Origin of the sequence: Sediminibacillus terrae (genome assembly GCF_009602435.1) — a bacterium.
In the GTDB taxonomy this organism is placed as follows: Bacteria; Bacillota; Bacilli; order Bacillales; family Amphibacillaceae; genus Sediminibacillus; species Sediminibacillus terrae.
In genome coordinates this window covers 116,829-134,591 of record NZ_VZDQ01000025.1, presented here as the reverse complement: position 1 = coordinate 134,591, position 17,763 = coordinate 116,829, and the positions used below count along the sequence as shown (strand labels likewise).

At 44.6% G+C, this 17,763-nt stretch carries 15 protein-coding genes; 8 read left to right on the top strand and 7 right to left on the bottom strand.

What is annotated here, in order from left to right; translation table 11 throughout:
• The first annotated feature begins 327 nt into the window (after positions 1-327).
• The 6 genes from mmgD to F6X55_RS14035 all read left to right on the top strand — a co-directional run bounded on the left by mmgD (position 328) and on the right by F6X55_RS14035 (position 7,072).
• Positions 328-1,443, top strand: a complete 1,116-nt coding sequence (gene mmgD, locus F6X55_RS14060; protein ID WP_026569189.1) for a citrate synthase — start codon at positions 328-330, stop codon at positions 1,441-1,443.
• A 70-nt stretch (positions 1,444-1,513) separates the two neighbouring features.
• Entirely contained in the window at positions 1,514-2,956 is a 1,443-nt protein-coding gene (locus F6X55_RS14055; protein WP_202616144.1) for a bifunctional 2-methylcitrate dehydratase/aconitate hydratase, read from the top strand.
• A 17-nt stretch (positions 2,957-2,973) separates the two neighbouring features.
• Complete coding sequence (prpB, locus tag F6X55_RS14050) at positions 2,974-3,894, top strand: methylisocitrate lyase (RefSeq protein ID WP_026569187.1); 921 nt, start codon at positions 2,974-2,976, stop codon at positions 3,892-3,894.
• 171 nt (positions 3,895-4,065) lie between these two features.
• Positions 4,066-4,506 (top strand): cell wall hydrolase, encoded by a 441-nt coding sequence (locus F6X55_RS14045; protein ID WP_153464290.1) that lies wholly within the window; start codon positions 4,066-4,068, stop codon positions 4,504-4,506.
• Positions 4,507-4,733: 227 nt separating this feature from the next.
• On the top strand, positions 4,734-6,191 hold the full coding sequence (locus tag F6X55_RS14040; RefSeq protein WP_153464288.1) for an aldehyde dehydrogenase family protein: 1,458 nt from the start codon (positions 4,734-4,736) through the stop codon (positions 6,189-6,191).
• 20 nt (positions 6,192-6,211) lie between these two features.
• On the top strand, positions 6,212-7,072 hold the full coding sequence (locus F6X55_RS14035) for a methyl-accepting chemotaxis protein (RefSeq protein WP_026770851.1): 861 nt from the start codon (positions 6,212-6,214) through the stop codon (positions 7,070-7,072).
• A gap of 503 nt (positions 7,073-7,575) precedes the next feature.
• Here F6X55_RS14035 and betA read toward each other — a convergent pair.
• Positions 7,576-9,261: a choline dehydrogenase gene (gene betA, locus F6X55_RS14030; RefSeq protein ID WP_153464286.1), complete on the bottom strand. Its 1,686-nt coding sequence runs from the start codon at positions 9,259-9,261 to the stop codon at positions 7,576-7,578.
• A 126-nt stretch (positions 9,262-9,387) separates the two neighbouring features.
• Positions 9,388-10,860: a betaine-aldehyde dehydrogenase gene (gene betB, locus F6X55_RS14025; RefSeq protein ID WP_153464586.1), complete on the bottom strand. Its 1,473-nt coding sequence runs from the start codon at positions 10,858-10,860 to the stop codon at positions 9,388-9,390.
• Between the two features lie 292 nt (positions 10,861-11,152).
• Between betB and cudC the strand changes: the two genes are divergently transcribed.
• On the top strand, positions 11,153-11,704 hold the full coding sequence (gene cudC, locus F6X55_RS14020) for a choline uptake/conversion transcriptional regulator CudC (RefSeq protein ID WP_026569181.1): 552 nt from the start codon (positions 11,153-11,155) through the stop codon (positions 11,702-11,704).
• Between the two features lie 188 nt (positions 11,705-11,892).
• Entirely contained in the window at positions 11,893-12,783 is an 891-nt protein-coding gene (locus F6X55_RS14015) for a glycine betaine ABC transporter substrate-binding protein (protein ID WP_026569180.1), read from the top strand.
• A 95-nt stretch (positions 12,784-12,878) separates the two neighbouring features.
• On the opposite strand, the gene F6X55_RS20340 is transcribed toward F6X55_RS14015, so the two are convergent.
• From F6X55_RS20340 to F6X55_RS13995, 5 genes are all read right to left on the bottom strand, one after another.
• A complete protein-coding gene (locus tag F6X55_RS20340; protein ID WP_272914950.1) occupies positions 12,879-13,007 on the bottom strand; it encodes a hypothetical protein in 129 nt (42 codons plus the stop codon).
• A gap of 99 nt (positions 13,008-13,106) precedes the next feature.
• On the bottom strand, positions 13,107-14,720 hold the full coding sequence (locus tag F6X55_RS14010) for an ABC transporter permease (RefSeq protein ID WP_153464284.1): 1,614 nt from the start codon (positions 14,718-14,720) through the stop codon (positions 13,107-13,109).
• A 25-nt stretch (positions 14,721-14,745) separates the two neighbouring features.
• Positions 14,746-15,627, bottom strand: coding sequence for an ABC transporter ATP-binding protein (locus F6X55_RS14005; protein WP_026569178.1), 882 nt, complete (start codon positions 15,625-15,627; stop codon positions 14,746-14,748).
• A gap of 31 nt (positions 15,628-15,658) precedes the next feature.
• Entirely contained in the window at positions 15,659-16,231 is a 573-nt protein-coding gene (locus F6X55_RS14000) for a TetR/AcrR family transcriptional regulator (RefSeq protein WP_272914951.1), read from the bottom strand.
• A 618-nt stretch (positions 16,232-16,849) separates the two neighbouring features.
• Positions 16,850-17,695 carry an SPL family radical SAM protein gene (locus F6X55_RS13995; RefSeq protein WP_026569176.1) on the bottom strand — a complete coding sequence of 282 codons (846 nt, stop codon included), beginning with the start codon at positions 17,693-17,695 and terminating at the stop codon, positions 16,850-16,852.
• Between the last annotated feature and the right edge of the window lie 68 nt (positions 17,696-17,763).

Sequence of the window (17,763 nt, the reverse complement as noted above, 5' to 3'; positions counted from 1 at the left end):
GTCCCGGACTTGTTTTTTCCAAGATACGTTAGCACGCTCACGTATTGCGGGCTCCCAACTTGACGTTTATATGGAGTCCACCCAATATCGTGGACAGCTTCACCCCCCATGGATAAAAAAAGAATGCTGACTTCTCCTTTTTCCATAGTGAAAATAACCCGTCCCCCTCTCTTAGAAAAATTGTTTACATTCTAAAAATTTGTTATATTGAAGAAGTGAAAATGCGCATAGAGTGGAATTTCACAAAGCTTGGAAGATTGTCACCAGCCGTGTTTGTTTTATCGCTTTTTTTGAAAGCGTTTACTAAAAACTGCTAGGAGGGGTCTTATGCAAGAAAAAACGAGTTATAAACCCGGTTTGGACGGGGTGATTGCATCCGAAACGAAGCTTTCTTACTTGGATGTGGAAGCGGAAGAAATTGTCCTTAGAGGATATGATTTGATCGAGCTCGCCCAAAACAGGGAATATTTAGATCTCGTTCAGCTGTTACTTCAGGGAGAATTGCCTGATCAACAAGAACGCTCCACTCTTGAACAACAATTAAAAAAAGAATATGACCTCCCAGATGATTTCTTCTCTCTTTTCCACAAACTGCCTAAGCAAACACACCCGATGGATGCATTACGGACAGGGATTTCCGCACTCGCTGGATATGAACAGGATCTGAACGGACGGAGCGAAGAACAAATCAGACAAATTGCGCTCAGTTTATTGGCAAAGATCCCCAACATTGTGGCGAACAGCTATCACCTTCTTCATGACGAGAAAGTGATACCGCCGCGTCAGGAACTGTCGTACAGTGAGAATTTCTTGCATATGATTACAGGTAAAAAGCCTACAGCAACAGAAGCTGCATATTTCGATCAGTCTTTGATGGTTTACAGTGAACACGAAATGCCGAATTCAACTTTTACTGCACGCGTCATAGCGTCGACGAACTCAGATATATACGGGGCGTTGACCGGAGCAGTCGCTTCGTTGAAAGGAAACCTGCACGGGGGAGCGAATGAAGCAGTTATGTATATGTTGTTGGAAGGAAAAACAACCGATGGTTTCCGCCATCTCCTCTATGAAAAACTTAAAATGAAAGAAAAAGTGATGGGCTTCGGACATCGTGTTTATATGAAAAAGATGGATCCGAGAGCTTTGCTGATGAAAGAAGCATTACGCGAACTGGCAGCGGTGAATAACCGGAATGACCTCATGGAAATGTGTGAAGCCGGGGAACAATTGATGAAAGAAGAAAAAGGACTTTATCCGAATCTGGACTACTATGCAGCGCCTGTTTATTACTTATTGGGTATCCCGATCGACTTGTATACCCCTATTTTCTTTGCTGCCAGGACGCTGGGATTATGTGCCCATGTATCTGAGCAGTATGCCAACAATAAGTTGTTCAGACCAAGAGTTCTCTATACTGGACCACGCGGGCTCCACCCTTAAAACTCAATCTGCCGGGGTACCCCGGCTGGCTTTTTTAAAACTACTACATAATAAAAAGGTGGCGTTGACAATGACAGAAATGAATGTAAAAACGGCACAAACTGCCGACCAAGTATTAGAACGTATTGCAGATTATGCCGTTTATGGAAAAATCGATAGCGAAGAAGCGTTGAAAACAGCACAATATGTATTGATGGATACGCTTGGCTGTGGATTCTTGGCTTTACGCTATCCAGAGTGCGCCAAGCATTTAGGGCCTATCGTACCTGGCACCGTCGTCCCGAACGGCTCCCGTGTTCCTGGTACATCTTATGAACTGGACCCTGTCCACGCAGCCTTCAATATCGGATGCATGATTCGCTGGCTCGACTACAATGACACCTGGCTTGCTGCAGAATGGGGGCATCCTTCTGACAACTTAGGAGGAATCCTGGCAATTTCTGATTATATCAGCCGTAAAAGATGCTCGGAAGGAAACCAGCCGCTGCAGATGAGCACTGTCTTGGAAAATATTGTTAAAGCCCATGAAATTCAAGGGATATTGGCACTGGAAAACAGCCTCAATCGCGAGGGGCTTGATCATGTGCTTTACGTCAAGGTGGCCACAACAGCCGTAGTGACCGCCATGCTTGGAGGTAGCAAAGAAGATGTCATCAATGCGGTTTCACAAGCATGGGTCGATAATTCCAGCCTTCGAACCTATCGTCATGCACCCAACACAGGATCAAGGAAATCGTGGGCGGCCGGAGATGCGACAAGCCGTGGGGTAAGACTGGCCTTAATGACGATGAATGGAGAAATGGGCTATAAGACTGCCCTTTCGGCGCCAGGTTGGGGATTCCAGGACGTACTCTTTAGCGGAAAAGAACTGACGTTGGCACGTCCTTTTGGCTCCTATGTAATAGAAAACATTTTGTTTAAGATATCTTTTCCTGCTGAATTTCATGCTCAAACTGCAGCGGAAGCAGCAATCAAACTGCATGAACAAATCGACGGAAGAATCGAAGAGATCGAGCGAATAACCATTACAACGCATGAATCAGCCATCCGCATTATCGATAAAAAGGGACCGCTTTACAATCCGGCAGACCGAGATCATTGTATCCAGTACATTACAGCCATCGGCCTTCTATATGGTTCATTGAATGCGGACCACTATGAAGACGAGGTAGCCGCCAACCCGGAAATCGACCGCTTGAGAAACAAAATGGTTATAACCGAAAACGAGCAATACAGCAAAGACTATCTAGATCCGGATAAGCGCTCGATCGCCAATGCTGTCCAAGTGTTCTTCCATGATGGGACACATACCGAACAAATAGCTGTAGAATATCCGATAGGACACAGACGCCGCCGCAACGAAGGGATTCCGTTACTTTTGGAAAAGTTCCAGCACAATGTGAAGACCCGGTTCCCGCTTCGCCAGGCCAACCGGATACTTGAATTGTGCGAGAACTATGAAGAATTGACAGATACACCTGTCAATCAGTTCATGGAGCTATTCCGCATATAATGAAGGAGGAAGCATAGATGTCATGGATTGTCGAACCAAAATCAACACAGTCAGAAAGAGCAGAGACTTTTAGAAAATTGATCAACCGACCGGAATTGCTGAAAATCCCCGGCGCTCACGACGGGATTTCCGCCAAAATCGCCCGGGATGTCGGATTCCAGGCCATTTATCTGTCCGGTGCCGCCTATACGGCCAGTCGGGCGCTTCCTGATCTTGGTCTCATTTATTCAAATGAAATGGCCGAAAAAGCCCGGGAACTTATACGGGCTTCCGATCTTCCCCTGCTCGTCGACATCGATACAGGCTACGGAGGAGTCATCAACGTAGCCCGGGCCGCAAGGGAAATGGTCGAAGCCGGAGTTGCAGCCGTGCAAATAGAGGATCAGCTGCTGCCGAAAAAATGCGGGCATTTGAATGGCAAAAAATTGATCGAACCAGAAGAAATGATGCAAAAAATCCGGACCATCAGAGAAGTCGCGCCCACACTTGTCATCGTAGCCCGGACAGATGCAAAGTCGGTGGAAGGAATGGAAAAAGCCATCGAGCGTGCCAATATGTATGTCGACGCTGGAGCCGATGCCATCTTTCCTGAAGCATTGACAAGTGAAGAAGACTTTCGGCTGGCATCGTCAGCAATCAAAACACCACTGCTCGCCAACATGACTGAATTCGGAAAAACCCCTTATTTTACAGGGGAGGATTTCCTTTCATTCGGAATGAGTATGGTCATTTATCCCGTTACGTCCTTACGCGTGGCAGCCAAAGCTTACGAGCGGGTGTTCATGGAAATCATGGAACACGACACGCAAAAGGAAAAACTCGGAGACATGCAGTCCCGCCAAGAGCTATATGAAACCATCAAGTATTACGATTATGAAGCATTGGATGAAAAAGTGGCAAAGACCGTACTCCCGGAGATAGGGAAGGAAAATAAGTAATAGAGGAAAATGGTCACTAAGACCAAAGCACTCCAAGCAATTATCCGACCATCGCGTGTTTGTATATAAGCAGCCCAGTTAGCCATACTTATCTTCTTGCACCACATTGTTCAAGTAAAAAAGCAACTTTGTGGGCATTTTACATAGAATACTCTTAGAGGTGATACAAAAATGGCAAGAGTAAAATATACGGAGAACGATGTTAACCTTGTCGCAAGGATGATGAGGGCGGAAGCTGAAGGGGAAGGAAAACAAGGAATGCTGATGGTCGGAAATGTCATTGTAAACCGGCTGAAAGCAAACTGTCTGGATTTTGAAGATTTGCGATCGATACGGGATGTCATCTTTCAAGTGCAGGGCGGAAATTACTCTTTCGAAGCCGTGCAAAAGGGGAATGTTTTTTATAACAGAGCCAGAGGTGTAGAAAAAAGGCTGGCCAGGCAAGTGTTGGACTTTTGGAGACAGCATCCCTCCAAATTTGCCCTTTGGTATTTCAACCCTTATGGCGAATGTCCACCTGACTGGTACGGCCAGCCATTCACAGGGCAATTTAAACAGCATTGTTATTATGAACCACAGGCCAATACGTGCGAAGGCGTATATGGCTGGTAGGCCCCTCTCCCCACACAAAAATGTGGGGATTTTTTTCGTCCTTTTTTCATCTCCGCAGCTTTTTATCGCTTTCAAGAATGCCCATTCAATCAAGTTCCGTCGATCCGCCAACGTATGCTATCTCCTAAAGGCATGAAGCTACCTCGCAAACACCCCTTTACTTATAGGCTATATTTACCGATATTAGAAAAGAAAGTATTTACATTTTACATACCAGGGGGAATAGCATGTTAGACATCAACTCGCTCAACAAACAATACATTGCCGGCACATGGATTGATGGAAAAAGCAGCCGCACATTGAAAGATATAAATCCATATAACGGTGATGTACTAACAGAATTCAAAATGGCTTCAACAGAGGATATAGATACTGCCTATTCAGCAGCACAAGCAGCCATGGATGAATGGAATCAAATCAACCCTTACCAACAACGTGACATTCTTGAGCGTGCGGTAACCTATATTGACGCCCATGAAGAAGAGATCACGAACCTCATTATCGATGAACTCGGTGGAACACGATTAAAAGCCGCGTTCGAAATAGGCCTTGTCAAAAATATGATCAAGGAAGCAGCAACTTTTCCACTTAAGAAGGAAGGCAAAATCCTGCCATCCGTTGAAAACGGGAAGGAGAACCGACTATATCGCATGCCTGCTGGTGTAGTAGGAGTCATCAGCCCATTCAACTTTCCATTTTTCTTGTCCATCAAATCGATTGCCCCAGCAATCGGCGCTGGAAATGGTGTGGTTCTAAAAGCGCACGAGGAAACACCTATCGTCGGAGGTACATTGATTGCAAAGATTTTTGAAGAAGCCGGCATTCCAAAAGGTCTCTTCAACGTAGTAGTCACAGACATTAACGAAATCGGCGATTCGTTTGTAGAGCACCCTATCCCAAGGATTATCTCCTTTACAGGATCCACCGGCGTAGGTAGACATATCGCACAACTGGCAGCAAAGCATTTCAAAAAAGCCCTGCTCGAATTAGGCGGGAATAGCGCATTTATCATTTTGGACGACGCGGATATCGACTATGCGGTGAACGCAGCTGCATTCAGCCGTTTTACCCATCAGGGCCAAATCTGTATGTCCGCAAACCGTATCATTGTCCACCAGTCTGTTTATGACGAGTTCATCAGCAAATATAGAGAAAAAATTGCTTCCCTTAAAACAGGCGATCCGCGAGACCCTGATACCGTTATTGGACCTGTCGTAAACGAAAGAGCGGCCCAGACCTTAAAAGCAATCATCGAGAAAGGCATAGAACAAGGGGCTGAACCACTGCTACGAGGCAATATTTCAGGTAATATGGTGGAACCGACCATATTGACAGGTGTGACACCGGACATGGACATTGCTCGGGAGGAGATGTTCGGCCCTGTAGTCAGTGTTATGACATTTAATACGGATGAAGAAGCAATACAGATTGCGAATGATACCGACTTTGGTCTAAGTGGTGCTGTGCACACAAGAGATGGAGAACGCGGTGTCCAGTTGGCAAAGCAGGTACAGACCGGCATGATTCACGTGAACGACATTACGATCAATGACGAACCAATTGTTGCATTCGGAGGAGAAAAACAATCCGGTCTAGGTCGACTTAATGGGGAATGGAGTCTTGAGGAATTTACGACGTTGAAATGGATTTCGATCAATTATGGACAGCGCCAGTTTCCATACTAAACAAAACGAGGAGGAATAAAATGACCGAAGTTAAAATTCAAACCGGGACCGATTCAGAGCTGTTAGATTCTTTTGTCAAGGTGGCACCCGTCTTAAATCAATTAATAAACGATGACATCACGGTCGGCATCTATGATACGGAGAAACTGATCATCAATATTCCAGGTGAAACATTCTCCCTTAACGTCAACCCCGGCGATCCGCTTACAGAGGGGGACATCATCACAAAGGCCATTAGGGAAAACTGTCCGAAGTCGGAAATAGTTCCGAAAGAATTATTCGGCTTCCCACTAATCGCCCGTGCTATTCCATTGCGCGACGAAAATGGAACCGTTATCGGGGGAGTCGGAATCGGAACCAGTCTGGAAAAAGCCAATAAATTGCACGAAGTGGCTGAAAGCCTTCTAGCAATTGTTGAACAGTCTGCAGCTTCTGTTCAGGAAATCACAGGCTCCATAAATGATCTGGCGGAACACGTAACAGATGTTTCTTCACAAGTGAAAAAAGTAAGTGAAAGTACAGAAGAAATCGGCGAAATATCAACAGTGGTCAAGGGCATTTCCGAACAAAGCAATCTGCTGGGTCTGAATGCATCGATTGAAGCCGCACGTGCGGGTGAAGCGGGGAAAGGATTCGGTGTTGTCGCAGAGGAAATTCGGAAACTTGCCAATAACTCAAAAGATAACGTTAAAAAAATCAACGATGCCACCAAAAATATCCAAACGCTCATTGCCAAACTGGATGATGCATTTTCCGGTATCCATCAAATGACGGATACACAGGCAACTGCAATCACAGACATTTCTGCCACAGTCCAAGAAATCAGCACAAACGCCCAGGACCTGGCAAAATTAGCTGAAACTCAACTGGAAACTAAATAAAGAACCAAAAGTGGCCGGGACAAAAGCTAGGCCACCAAAACAAAAACCGAGCGAATTTGAGCTATCAACCAAATTCGTTCGGTTTTTACTATTTGTGTTCCTTAGATAGACTTCTTTTCATCCTGTTGTTTGATGCGTCCTTCGTATCGCTACGGCAAGATACGCAGTCTCCTGCGGGATGAGCGCAAGCTGAAGATCCACTTGGCAAAGTGCTTCTCTTTACCAGGTAGCTGAAGCCGTGCCTACGAAAAGCGAAGTACCTTGCCGGAGTGGAGCGTTGCTCTTTAGGTTAGTGAATGTTAGAACGGTTTACTTTTTACAACTCATAAACCGAGCGAATTGGAATCGTTCGTTTTTTGTCCCAGCTTCTTAACGGAATGTCCCCCGAGATACAGCATCCATATCGGGATTCTTTTCTTTCTCCTAAAAAAAGAAGGCCTCTTTCATAGGTTGAATGCTTTTCGAGCATACACATCATAAAAGAGGCCTTCTCATAAAACATATTATTTAGCAGTTACGGTGCCTGCATCGGCCGGATGTACTCCATGACGGTAGTAATCCGCATGAATAGGTTCGAGCGGTTTACGCCCCTGGATTAAGTCCGCTGCTTTTTCCGCCAGCATCAAGACCGGCGCATGGATATTGCCGTTCGTGACGTAAGGCATCGCCGAAGCATCTGCCACGCGTACATTGTCGAGACCATGAACCTTCATGGTTTGCGGGTCTAGAACAGCCATAGGATCGGAAGCGGGTCCCATCTTTGCCGTGCAAGACGGATGAAGTGCCGTCTCCGCATCGTTCCGCACCCATTCCAGAATCTCCTCATCTGTCCGGACGGAAGGACCAGGCGAAATTTCCCCTGCGTTGTAAGGCTTCATAGCTGGTTGTGACATGATGTCACGAGTGACTCTGATTGCTTCCACCCACTCGCGTTTGTCTTGTTCTGTCGATAGATAGTTGTAAACCATGCTCGGATGCTCTTTCGGATCTTTTGAACGAATCTTTAATGATCCGCGGGCATCGGAGTACATCGGTCCGATGTGCACTTGGAATCCGTGAGCGGTGTCCGCTTTTTGTCCATCGTAACGGACCGCTACCGGAAGGAAATGGAACATCAAGTTCGGGTAATCGACGTCCTCGTTCGAACGGACGAAACCTCCGCCTTCGAAATGATTGGTCGCCGCAGCTCCCGTACGTCCGAGCATCCATTGCAGCCCGATCCAAGGCATCCGCAATTTATTCAAGTTCGGCTGTTCGGAAACCGGTTCTGAACAAGCATGTTGCACATAGACTTCAAGGTGGTCCTGGAGGTTTTCTCCCACACCCGGAAGGTCGACCACTGGTTTAATGCCCAGAGAACGCAGATGTTCCGCATCGCCTACACCGGACAGCTGAAGCAGCTGCGGTGTATTGATTGCACCGCCTGCGAGAATGACCTCCCCTGCGTTCACTTGGTGCGTCTTCCCGTTGCGCCGATAGGTCAATCCTTTAGCACGCGTACCATCGAAATCGATGCTCATCACAAAAGCGCGCGTCTTGACCGTCAGATTCTCCCGCTTCATCGCCGGGCGCAGATAAGCGCGTGAAGCTGACAATCGCTGGCCTTTGTAAACATGTTTATCAAACGGACCGAATCCTTCCTGGCGAAAACCGTTCACATCAGGGGTCCGTGAGTAACCGGCTTCTACCCCTGCATTGAAGAAGGCTTGGAACAAAGGATTTTTGGCCGGCCCGCGCTCCAATTTGATCGGCCCGTCGTGGCCTCGAAGATCATCGTCCGGTGATCCCAAAGCATTTTCCAAGCGTTTGAAATATGGAAGACAATGAGCAAAATCCCACGTTTCCATCCCTTCGTCGGCTCCCCAGCGTTCATAATCCATCGGGTTTCCGCGTTGATAAATCATCCCGTTGATGGAGCTCGATCCTCCGAGTACCTTTCCACGCGCATGCTTGATACGTCGTCCATTCATATGCGGCTCGGGGTCCGATTCATATTTCCAGTCGTAAAGGCTTTTACCTGCCGGGAATGGCAAAGCCGCCGGCATTTGAATCAATAGATCCCATGGATAATCACTGCGTCCCGCCTCCAAAACAAGGACACTTTTTTTCCCGTCTTCGCTCAGGCGGTCACCAAGCACGGAACCCGCACTCCCCCCGCCAACAATCACAATATCGTATGTTTCACTCATCTTCTGTTCCTCCTCGGTGTAGGTTGTTTTTATTTTCATCTGTCATTTACTGTAAGATCAGGGCGTTAAGTTGGGAGGGATGAAAAGTATCCCTCCCAACTATGGACATCCTAATAGATTGATAGCTTAGAACCAGTTCATCGATTCAGGTTTCAGGTTTTGAAAGATATGCTTTGTTTCGGTATATTCTTCCATCCCCAGTTTCCCTAGTTCGCGTCCGATGCCAGACTGCTTGAATCCACCCCATGGTGCGTGCGGGAAGTAAAGGTTGAAGTCATTGATCCAAACCGTCCCCATACGCATCTTCGCCACACAGCGCTCCGCTTTTGCAATATCATTGGTCCAAACGCCGCCGGCAAGACCATAGATAGAGTCATTTGCAAGCTTTACCGCTTCCTCTTCTGTCCGGAATTTTTCCACCGTGATAATTGGGCCGAAAGCTTCATCTTGAACGATACGCATATCGGTTGTGCAGTTTGTGAAAATGGTAGGCAGATAGAAAAATCCATCCTGTAGTTCCGGATCATCCGGACGACTGCCGCCAATTGCTACTGTTGCACCTTCTTTAATACCTGTCTCTACATATTTTTCTACTTTTGCAAGGTGCTCTGCCGAAATAAGCGGACCCATTTGCGTATCTTCATCAAATCCGTTTCCGAGCTTGAACTTTTTCACTCTCTCAACAAGTGCGTTTACGAATTCATCATGAATCCTTTCTTCGACAATCAGTCTGGTGCCGGCGGAACAAATTTGTCCTGCGTGGAAAAAGACCCCGTTTAACGCCTGGTCGACTGCTACCTCGAAATCGGCATCCGCAAAGACGACGTTCGGGTTTTTTCCGCCAAGTTCAAGCGCCAGCTTTTTCACATTCACGCTTGCTGCTTGCATGATTTTCTTTCCGGTTACAATACCGCCTGTAAAAGAAATAAGGTCTACATCCGTGTTATCAGACAGCTCAGCACCAACGGTATTGCCAGCACCAAGCACCAAATTGGCAACACCAGCAGGCACCCCTGCCTCTTCGATTAGTTCGAAGACTTTTATCGTCGTCAGTGGTGTGATTTCACTTGGTTTCATGATTAACGTATTGCCGGTCGCAAGCGCCGGAGCCAATTTCCAGGACGCTTGCAGCAATGGATAATTCCAAGGGGTAATCTGGCCGCAAACACCAACCGGCTCGCGGACCACTTTACTGATGGAATTAGGGATTGGAGAATCGATCAGCTCGCCTCCATCTTTGTCGGCAAGCTCGGCAAAATAACGGAAAACACCGGCGATATCCTCCATGTCCCCGCGGCTTTCTTCTACTGTTTTACCAGTATCCAACGACTCCAGACGAGCAAGCTCTTCTTTATCTCTTTCAATCAGTTCAGCAATTCTTCTTACGATCGCATCCCGCTCCGTTGCCGGGGTAGTCGGCCATTCGCCTTTATCAAATGCTTCCCTTGCTGCAGCAATTGCTGCTTTTGTATCGGATGCATCTCCTTCCGCAACCGTGGCAATCACTTCCTGGTTAAATGGGTTAATGATATCTCGCGTATTTCCGACATTGGCGTCGACCCAATTTCCATTGATGTATTGTTGTTGTTTTAGATTCAAATCCAAATCTATCAACTCCATTTTTCATTTTAGATTAAGTTTATTAAAAATATATTTAACGTTTTAAAATCGTAACACGTCTTTTTAAGGCTGTCAAAAAAATTCATCCTCCAATATTTTAATAATTTGAATGAAGCGCTAATAGTTGCGAACTCTACGGTAAGAGGCAATTGCATACGAGAAAATGCAGCAATTTGATTTGACATTTCATCTGAACACGTTAACATGAAGTTTGTAAAAAAGATTTAATTCTTATTTAACCCGCTTTACTTTATCGCGAAGGAGCGACTTTATGAGTGATTCGACAGAAAGATCCAGAATGAAAATAGAAGAGGCCAAAGACAAAGTCATTGGCGCCATTGCCGAGACAATGGACTTATATGGGGTAACTCCCTCTGCAGCAAATCTATATGCGACCATGTATTTTAAAGACCAGATGACCTTGGATGAAATGCGTACGGAGCTGGACATGAGCAAACCGAGCATGAGCACCAGTGTCCGCAAACTCCAGGAAATAGCCATGGTGAAAAAGACTTTCACACGCGGTTCCCGGAAGCATACCTATGCTGCGGAGAAAAATTTCTTCCGTTCCTTCATGGTGTTTTATTGTCAGATGTGGGAACGCGAAGTGAAAATGAATATGGAAGCAATCGAGGAAGCACAAGAAGATTTAATCGATGTCATAAAAGAAACCAGCAGTACAACGGAAATCGTTGCCGATGCCAAAAAGTACTATGATCAATTGGAGGAATCGAAAACCTACTACCACTGGTTGAATGATTTAGTTGCAAGCATTAGAAGCGGGAAGATATTTGAATTTTTACCAAAAGATAAGCAAGAATAAATGACAGGTGGTTATCAGGTAGTCTATAGAAAGATGACGATAGACTACCCGACCATCTGAATGTTACCGTCTCTTTGTGGAGAAGAGATGGATTCTTTCGGCGATTTCGTTAAATTATTTCTAAATACATTTAATGTTTTGAATGTATTTAAATAAATATACAAAAACAAAGGGGAGTTTTTTTCAACATGAATACTTGGAAAAAAGAGCTTAGTCTTATTTTGGCGATTCTCATGCTCGCAGTACTGACAGCATGCGGAAACACAAGCGGAGAATCTAACAGCGAAGCAGGAACAGAAGAAAGTGAAGAACCATTAACGATCGGCCAAATTAACTGGGCTGAAAATATTGCTGTTACAAATATGTGGAAAGCTATTTTAGAAGAGAAAGGCTATGATGTGAAGTTAAATGTACTGGACATGGGTACAACGATGAAGGCTTTGGAAGATGGCGAGTTGGACGCCAGCCTGGAAATATGGCTGCCCGTCCAGGATGCCAATTACCTGGAGAAATACCAGGATACGGTCAATTTCTCTGATGCAACGTGGTTCGACAATGCAAAAGTAGGACTTGTCGTGCCAAGTTATTTGGAAGAAGTCGACAGTGTAGAGGACTTAAACGACCACAAAGAACTATTCGATGGCGAAATTGTCGGTTTTGATCCTGGCGCTGGTACGATGGAAGTAACCGAACAATTAATTAAAGACTATGATCTCGAGTATGAGCTGCTGCCAAGCTCTGAACCTGCCATGTTGGCTGAAATCGGTGAAGCGGTAAAAGCTGAGGAACCCATCGTTGCACCGCTTTGGAGCCCGCACTGGATATTCTCCAAATATGATCTGAAATTCCTGGAGGACCCACAAGAAACATTCGGCGGTGTAGAAAAAATCCATCATGCCACAAGACAAGGGTTTGCGGAAGATTACCCTGAAGTAAGCGAATGGTTTAAAAATTGGAAGATGAATGATAAGCAAATCGGCGAACTGATCGATTACACAGAAAATGCCGAAGAACCGCTAGACGGGGCGAAAAAATGGGTCGAAGAGAATCAGGATTTGATTGATGAATGGGTGAAATAAAGCGCCTTTTAGGAGAAGGATGCAAGGAAGCCAGTCCCTCTATTTTGGAGGGACTGGCTTCCTGTTTGAATGACGCCTTTCATGGTTTCGACCCCCTAACAACACATCCAGCCCGATTCCCGCATGATTTCGCTTTTCAAGTTCCGAAAATGTTTCCCACTTTTCTCCATCGTTTTACCGGCAGCTACATTTCTCACTCCCTGTTTATCCGTTTTTTGATACACTTGATAGCCTCCTTTTTTTACCAAAAAGGGCGAAAATAGAAAAACACCTCCTTTCAGCCGTTACGTTTTTTCGACCAAGGAGGTGTTTCTATCATCCTATTAAGCCCCTTCCATCAAATCCCGTCTATGATAGCCCAGATAACCAATTATCATCAAAGCGATGCTAATGACAATGATTGTAAGGAAGCTTGGAGCATTAAAATCTTCTAATGGCATTCGAGATTGCCAGCTTTGAATGGCCGTTTTGGAAAACCACTCCGGCAAGTCTAAAATGTTGCCAAAATAGTTTATCGCAAAGGAGTAGCCAAGATAAACATAAACCACTTTACCTAATCGAGGTGCCCAACCGAGAGCTAAAGCCGCTAGACCAATAAAAAAGAATACAGACGGCAAGAAGTTGAAACCAGCAGCAAAAAAATCAACCACATCCATCGTTACGTTATCCTCCATGGCTGCGCTAGCTGTCCCTCCGAGACTGCCTGCTGCTAAGAAAATACCTGCCAGGCCTGCCAAAACGGCTAAACCAATACTGGTCCAATAAAATTGGTTGCGGGTCACTTTAGTCGCATAAAGCTGGCTTAAGCGCGATCGCCTTTCTTCCGAAAAAAGTTTGTTTACAATGACAATGGGTAAAATGGAAACCAAACTTATCATGACCATCATGATCGTTCCTGTGAAGGATTCTTCAATCGAAACGCCTGATTGGGCAAACATTTGCTCCATCATTTCATTACTTCCAAGGAAGGTTTGCATGTCTCCATAAATGGAACCATACGCAGCTCCCATAATGACAAACGCAATCAACCAACTAATCATGACGCCTTTGTTCATTTTAATGAACAAACCATGGACGGACAGCAAGGATTTCTTGGCTCTATCTCGTCCTTCTCTTTCAGGGAGATAGCCAGCCCCCAAATCCCGGTTCCCTTCAAGCGTAAAAGCAAGGACCACCATAATGATACTGAAAATCAAAGCAAAGATGAGCGGGAGCCAGTTATCATCCGTAAAAGGATAGGTTAAATAAGTCCATCCTAAAGGATTGACCATGGAAAAGTCAGCATTGGAGACATCTGTCCCCGCACGAATGATATAAAGCAAACCTATAATGCCAAGGGATGATCCCGTCGCCCCGGATGAAGCAGGCATGATTTGTGCCATAACCAAAGCAATCACGGCGCCGAGAATACCAGCCATTCCGATGGATGCTCCGAATAAAAAGGAGCCTTCGACAGTAATCGTATCAGCACCAAAGCTTATCATCACCCCACCAATAAAGAGGGCTAGTAAGACATTGATGAAAAGGATTTCCATCATCGCGGCAAGCGAGTTTGCCTGGCGACCGATTTGAAATGAGCGCACAAGTTCCAGCAGACCATGATCCTCTTCTTTACGAGTATGACTTACCACATGTAAAGCAGCGATGACCATCGCAAATAAACTGCAGAAGAGCAACATTTCGTGTGCATACATGGCACCTAAAGTGTAATCAGCAGCTGTCTCGACAGGCGTAGGGCCAACCATACTTATCATAGCCGGATTCTGTAATGTTTCGAACATTCCCTTTAGTCCCTGCCCTTTGGTTATTTCTTCAAAAGCTGGAACATAAGCAGCTGAAAATAAACCTAGTCCTGCCACCCAAACAACTATTTTTTTCCAATCACGTTTTAGAAAAAGCAGAAACAGTGTAGGCCAACTTGCAAGTTTTTCCTTCATCGATTGTCAACCTCCTTCCAGGCGATTATCCTTCATAGTGACGCATGAACAAATCTTCAAGGGTTGGCGGGACGGATTCGAATTTCTTAACCCCTAATTTGCTCGCTTTTACTAAAATGTCATCAAGGTGTTGGTTATCAACGGAGAATGTCGCTTCGTCATCTTTTTGGTTGAAATCAAATACACCCTTTAAACCAGCCATTTCTGCTACATCCCCCTTTGTTGCCAACGTGACAGTAGAACGAGTCAGATGACGGAGTTCATCGAGGGTGCCGGTTTCCACGACCTCACCTTGGCGAATGATCACAACCTTGTCTGCCAAGCGTTCTACTTCACTCAAAATATGAGAGGATAAAAGGATGGATTTACCGGATTTTTTGATTTTTTCTACTTCCTCTTGAAATATGGCCTCCATCAAAGGGTCAAGACCGGATGTCGGTTCATCGAAAATGTATAGATCCGAATCGGCAGCCAACGCGGCAATCAACCCTACCTTTTGGCGATTTCCTTTTGAATACCCCTTCGCTTTTTTCTTTGGATCTAATTCAAATCGTTTGATTAACTCGTCGCGTTTTTGCTTATCTCCCCCGCCGTGCAATTTAAGAAATAAATCAATCATTTCACCGCCTGTCAGGTTTCCCCACAACGTGACGTCTCCTGGAACATATGAAATGCGTTTATGAATTTCAAGGCTGTCTTTCCAAACATCCTTTCCGAATATCTCCGCATTACCGGCATCCCGCTTGATAATTCCCAGTAATATCCGGATCGTTGTAGATTTACCAGCTCCATTGGGGCCGATAAAACCGACAACCTCTCCAGCATTCACCGTAAAATTCACGTCATTCAACGCCTGGAACTTACCGAACCTTTTTTGCAAACCTTGAATGCTTACAATGTTTGTCATCACCATGCCACTCCTTAATTAGAATTAACGCTCACTTATAGAAGCTATGCTTCAGAATTTGGGCATAGCTCTCCCATTCTTTGAGATAGTAATCTCCGAATTTCCCGATATCTTCAAATGTATTGATTTGATGGATGGATTTCTCCCCAAAACCAAACATGGTCCAATTCAGAATTTCGATTGCTTTTTCGATATCGATATCTTCACGGAACTTGGTGTAATCAATATCTTTATAGATTAGCTTTTTCCCATCTTCTTGGACTGGATTGACTTTGTCCTTAATAATATCGGTTACTTCAACCGATTCCTCTTGCACACAGGAAGCCAGAAAATCAAATACGTGAGGATACTCTTTTTGAATGTGCATTTTCTGTAAGCCGATTTTTTCGATTCTTTTAAATAAATCCGTTTCATTTAAATCAATTTGTTCATAAAGACGCTCAATCACTTGAATGCCATATTCAATTAAATAGACGTAAAGATCCTTCTTGCTATTAAAGTAATTAAACAAGGAACCTTTAGATATTTTTGCCTCTTTTACCATTTCATTTGTGGATGCCCGATCAAATCCATTTTGGATAAATTCCTTTATTGCGGCATTAATAATAAGTGTTTTTTTCTCCGGGTGTAATTTATGAAAATGAATGTTAATAATCGCGATCTCCTTCCCTCGATTATTTGACCAGATCGGTCATTTTTATCTTAACAGTATTGACCACACTGGTCAATACGTAAAATCGTCTTTCTTTTTGCGTTGGTCTTTGATTATCACTGTAGATTGATATCCAGCTCTGATGCGACTAGAAAGAGTCACCTTTAGTCAATAAACTTTACAAAGTCATCGCCTTAACACTCCTTATAGGCAAGAAGTTTTAATTAAGTTGTGAAGCTGAAGCGAAAGGAAAGAATCTTTAGAATGGAGGTGTTTTTTGTGGAGATTATGCTATAAAAAACCATGAGTGAAAAAGAGAGAATCGACTTGCAAAGACGCGAAGAGGAGAACAGGTGCTGATGTGCCGAAGTATCGCCATCTGAAACACCAAATTCTCCTCGTTTTTATAATCTTACCATCTCTCGGGCTTTCACATTACCTAACTCCAGGCTTTTGTTCTTTTTCAAATCTTTAATTGATTTCTTTTTATAAGATAAGCAAGGATACATGTCAGAGATGTCTAGTTTCAGCGCCTGTTCCCTCGAGGCTGTGCTTAAGCTTGTCTTTAAACTACTTATTCCATAATGCCGGAAATGCTTCTTCTCTTGAAACTCTGACCATATGTTCGGGAAAGTATTTTTTAAAATAATTTTTCACTCTTACGTGGATATCTTTCTGATACCATTTTTCCAGTCCATTTTCCTTAAATAACCTGGGCATACCCAATCTGGCGGAACGCTTTCCCGACATACCATCTCCGATATTCAATGTATCGATCCAAATGCTGTCCACGATGTTTTCCAGTGCCTTTGGAAAGTCAGGAGTAAATGGCAAAACCGGTGAAATCGAAGCCTGGGTGAAGATACCGGCTTCGTGGACTTCTCTCAACGTTTTTAATCGCAATTTGATCCCCGGAGCATAAGGGGCGAACAGCTTCTTTATATCTTCTCTGTCCGTTTCAATTGTCATGGATACAAGCACTTTACATTTCTCTTGTAGTTGAACTAGCAAATCGATATCTCGCGTGATAAGAGGGCCACGGGTTTGGATCTGTAAAAAATCGGGCGGATTTTCAACCATTTCTTCTAGCAGGCCCCTTGTTATCTGTGCCTTGCGTTCTATCGGCTGATACGGGTCTGTCGCAGAAGACATGAAAAGATTCACGGAAGACTGTTTCTTCCGAAGTCTTTTTATTTCATGCCGATATTTATCGGCTGCATTTAGTTTTACATCCACCCATTCGCCCCATGCACTGTCTCTGAACGTTTGAATAGGCATTTCTCTGACGTAACAGTACAAACAAGAGAATCCACAACCACTGTATGGATTCAAGGAATGGGTGAAGCCAACATTCAGATATCCTTTGGCTTCCGTTAAAATTTTCTTTGTATGCGTTTCTTTCAACTGTGTATTCATACTCTTTTCCTGTTCACCAACTTTCCAGTCCGACTAAGAATCCTGTGTACTCACACAATCTTCCAATC

Excerpts from the sequence above, each read along its gene's own strand:
- mmgD (WP_026569189.1), top strand. The coding sequence starts at position 328 with ATGCAAGAAAAAACGAGTTATAAACCCGGTTTGGACGGGGTGATTGCA.
- F6X55_RS14055 (WP_202616144.1), top strand. The coding sequence starts at position 1,514 with ATGACAGAAATGAATGTAAAAACGGCACAAACTGCCGACCAAGTATTA.
- prpB (WP_026569187.1), top strand. The coding sequence starts at position 2,974 with ATGTCATGGATTGTCGAACCAAAATCAACACAGTCAGAAAGAGCAGAG.
- F6X55_RS14045 (WP_153464290.1), top strand. The coding sequence starts at position 4,066 with ATGGCAAGAGTAAAATATACGGAGAACGATGTTAACCTTGTCGCAAGG.
- F6X55_RS14040 (WP_153464288.1), top strand. The coding sequence starts at position 4,734 with ATGTTAGACATCAACTCGCTCAACAAACAATACATTGCCGGCACATGG.
- F6X55_RS14035 (WP_026770851.1), top strand. The coding sequence starts at position 6,212 with ATGACCGAAGTTAAAATTCAAACCGGGACCGATTCAGAGCTGTTAGAT.
- betA (WP_153464286.1), bottom strand. The coding sequence starts at position 9,261 with ATGAGTGAAACATACGATATTGTGATTGTTGGCGGGGGGAGTGCGGGT.
- cudC (WP_026569181.1), top strand. The coding sequence starts at position 11,153 with ATGAGTGATTCGACAGAAAGATCCAGAATGAAAATAGAAGAGGCCAAA.
- F6X55_RS14015 (WP_026569180.1), top strand. The coding sequence starts at position 11,893 with ATGAATACTTGGAAAAAAGAGCTTAGTCTTATTTTGGCGATTCTCATG.
- F6X55_RS14010 (WP_153464284.1), bottom strand. The coding sequence starts at position 14,720 with ATGAAGGAAAAACTTGCAAGTTGGCCTACACTGTTTCTGCTTTTTCTA.
- F6X55_RS14005 (WP_026569178.1), bottom strand. The coding sequence starts at position 15,627 with ATGACAAACATTGTAAGCATTCAAGGTTTGCAAAAAAGGTTCGGTAAG.
- F6X55_RS13995 (WP_026569176.1), bottom strand. The coding sequence starts at position 17,695 with ATGAATACACAGTTGAAAGAAACGCATACAAAGAAAATTTTAACGGAA.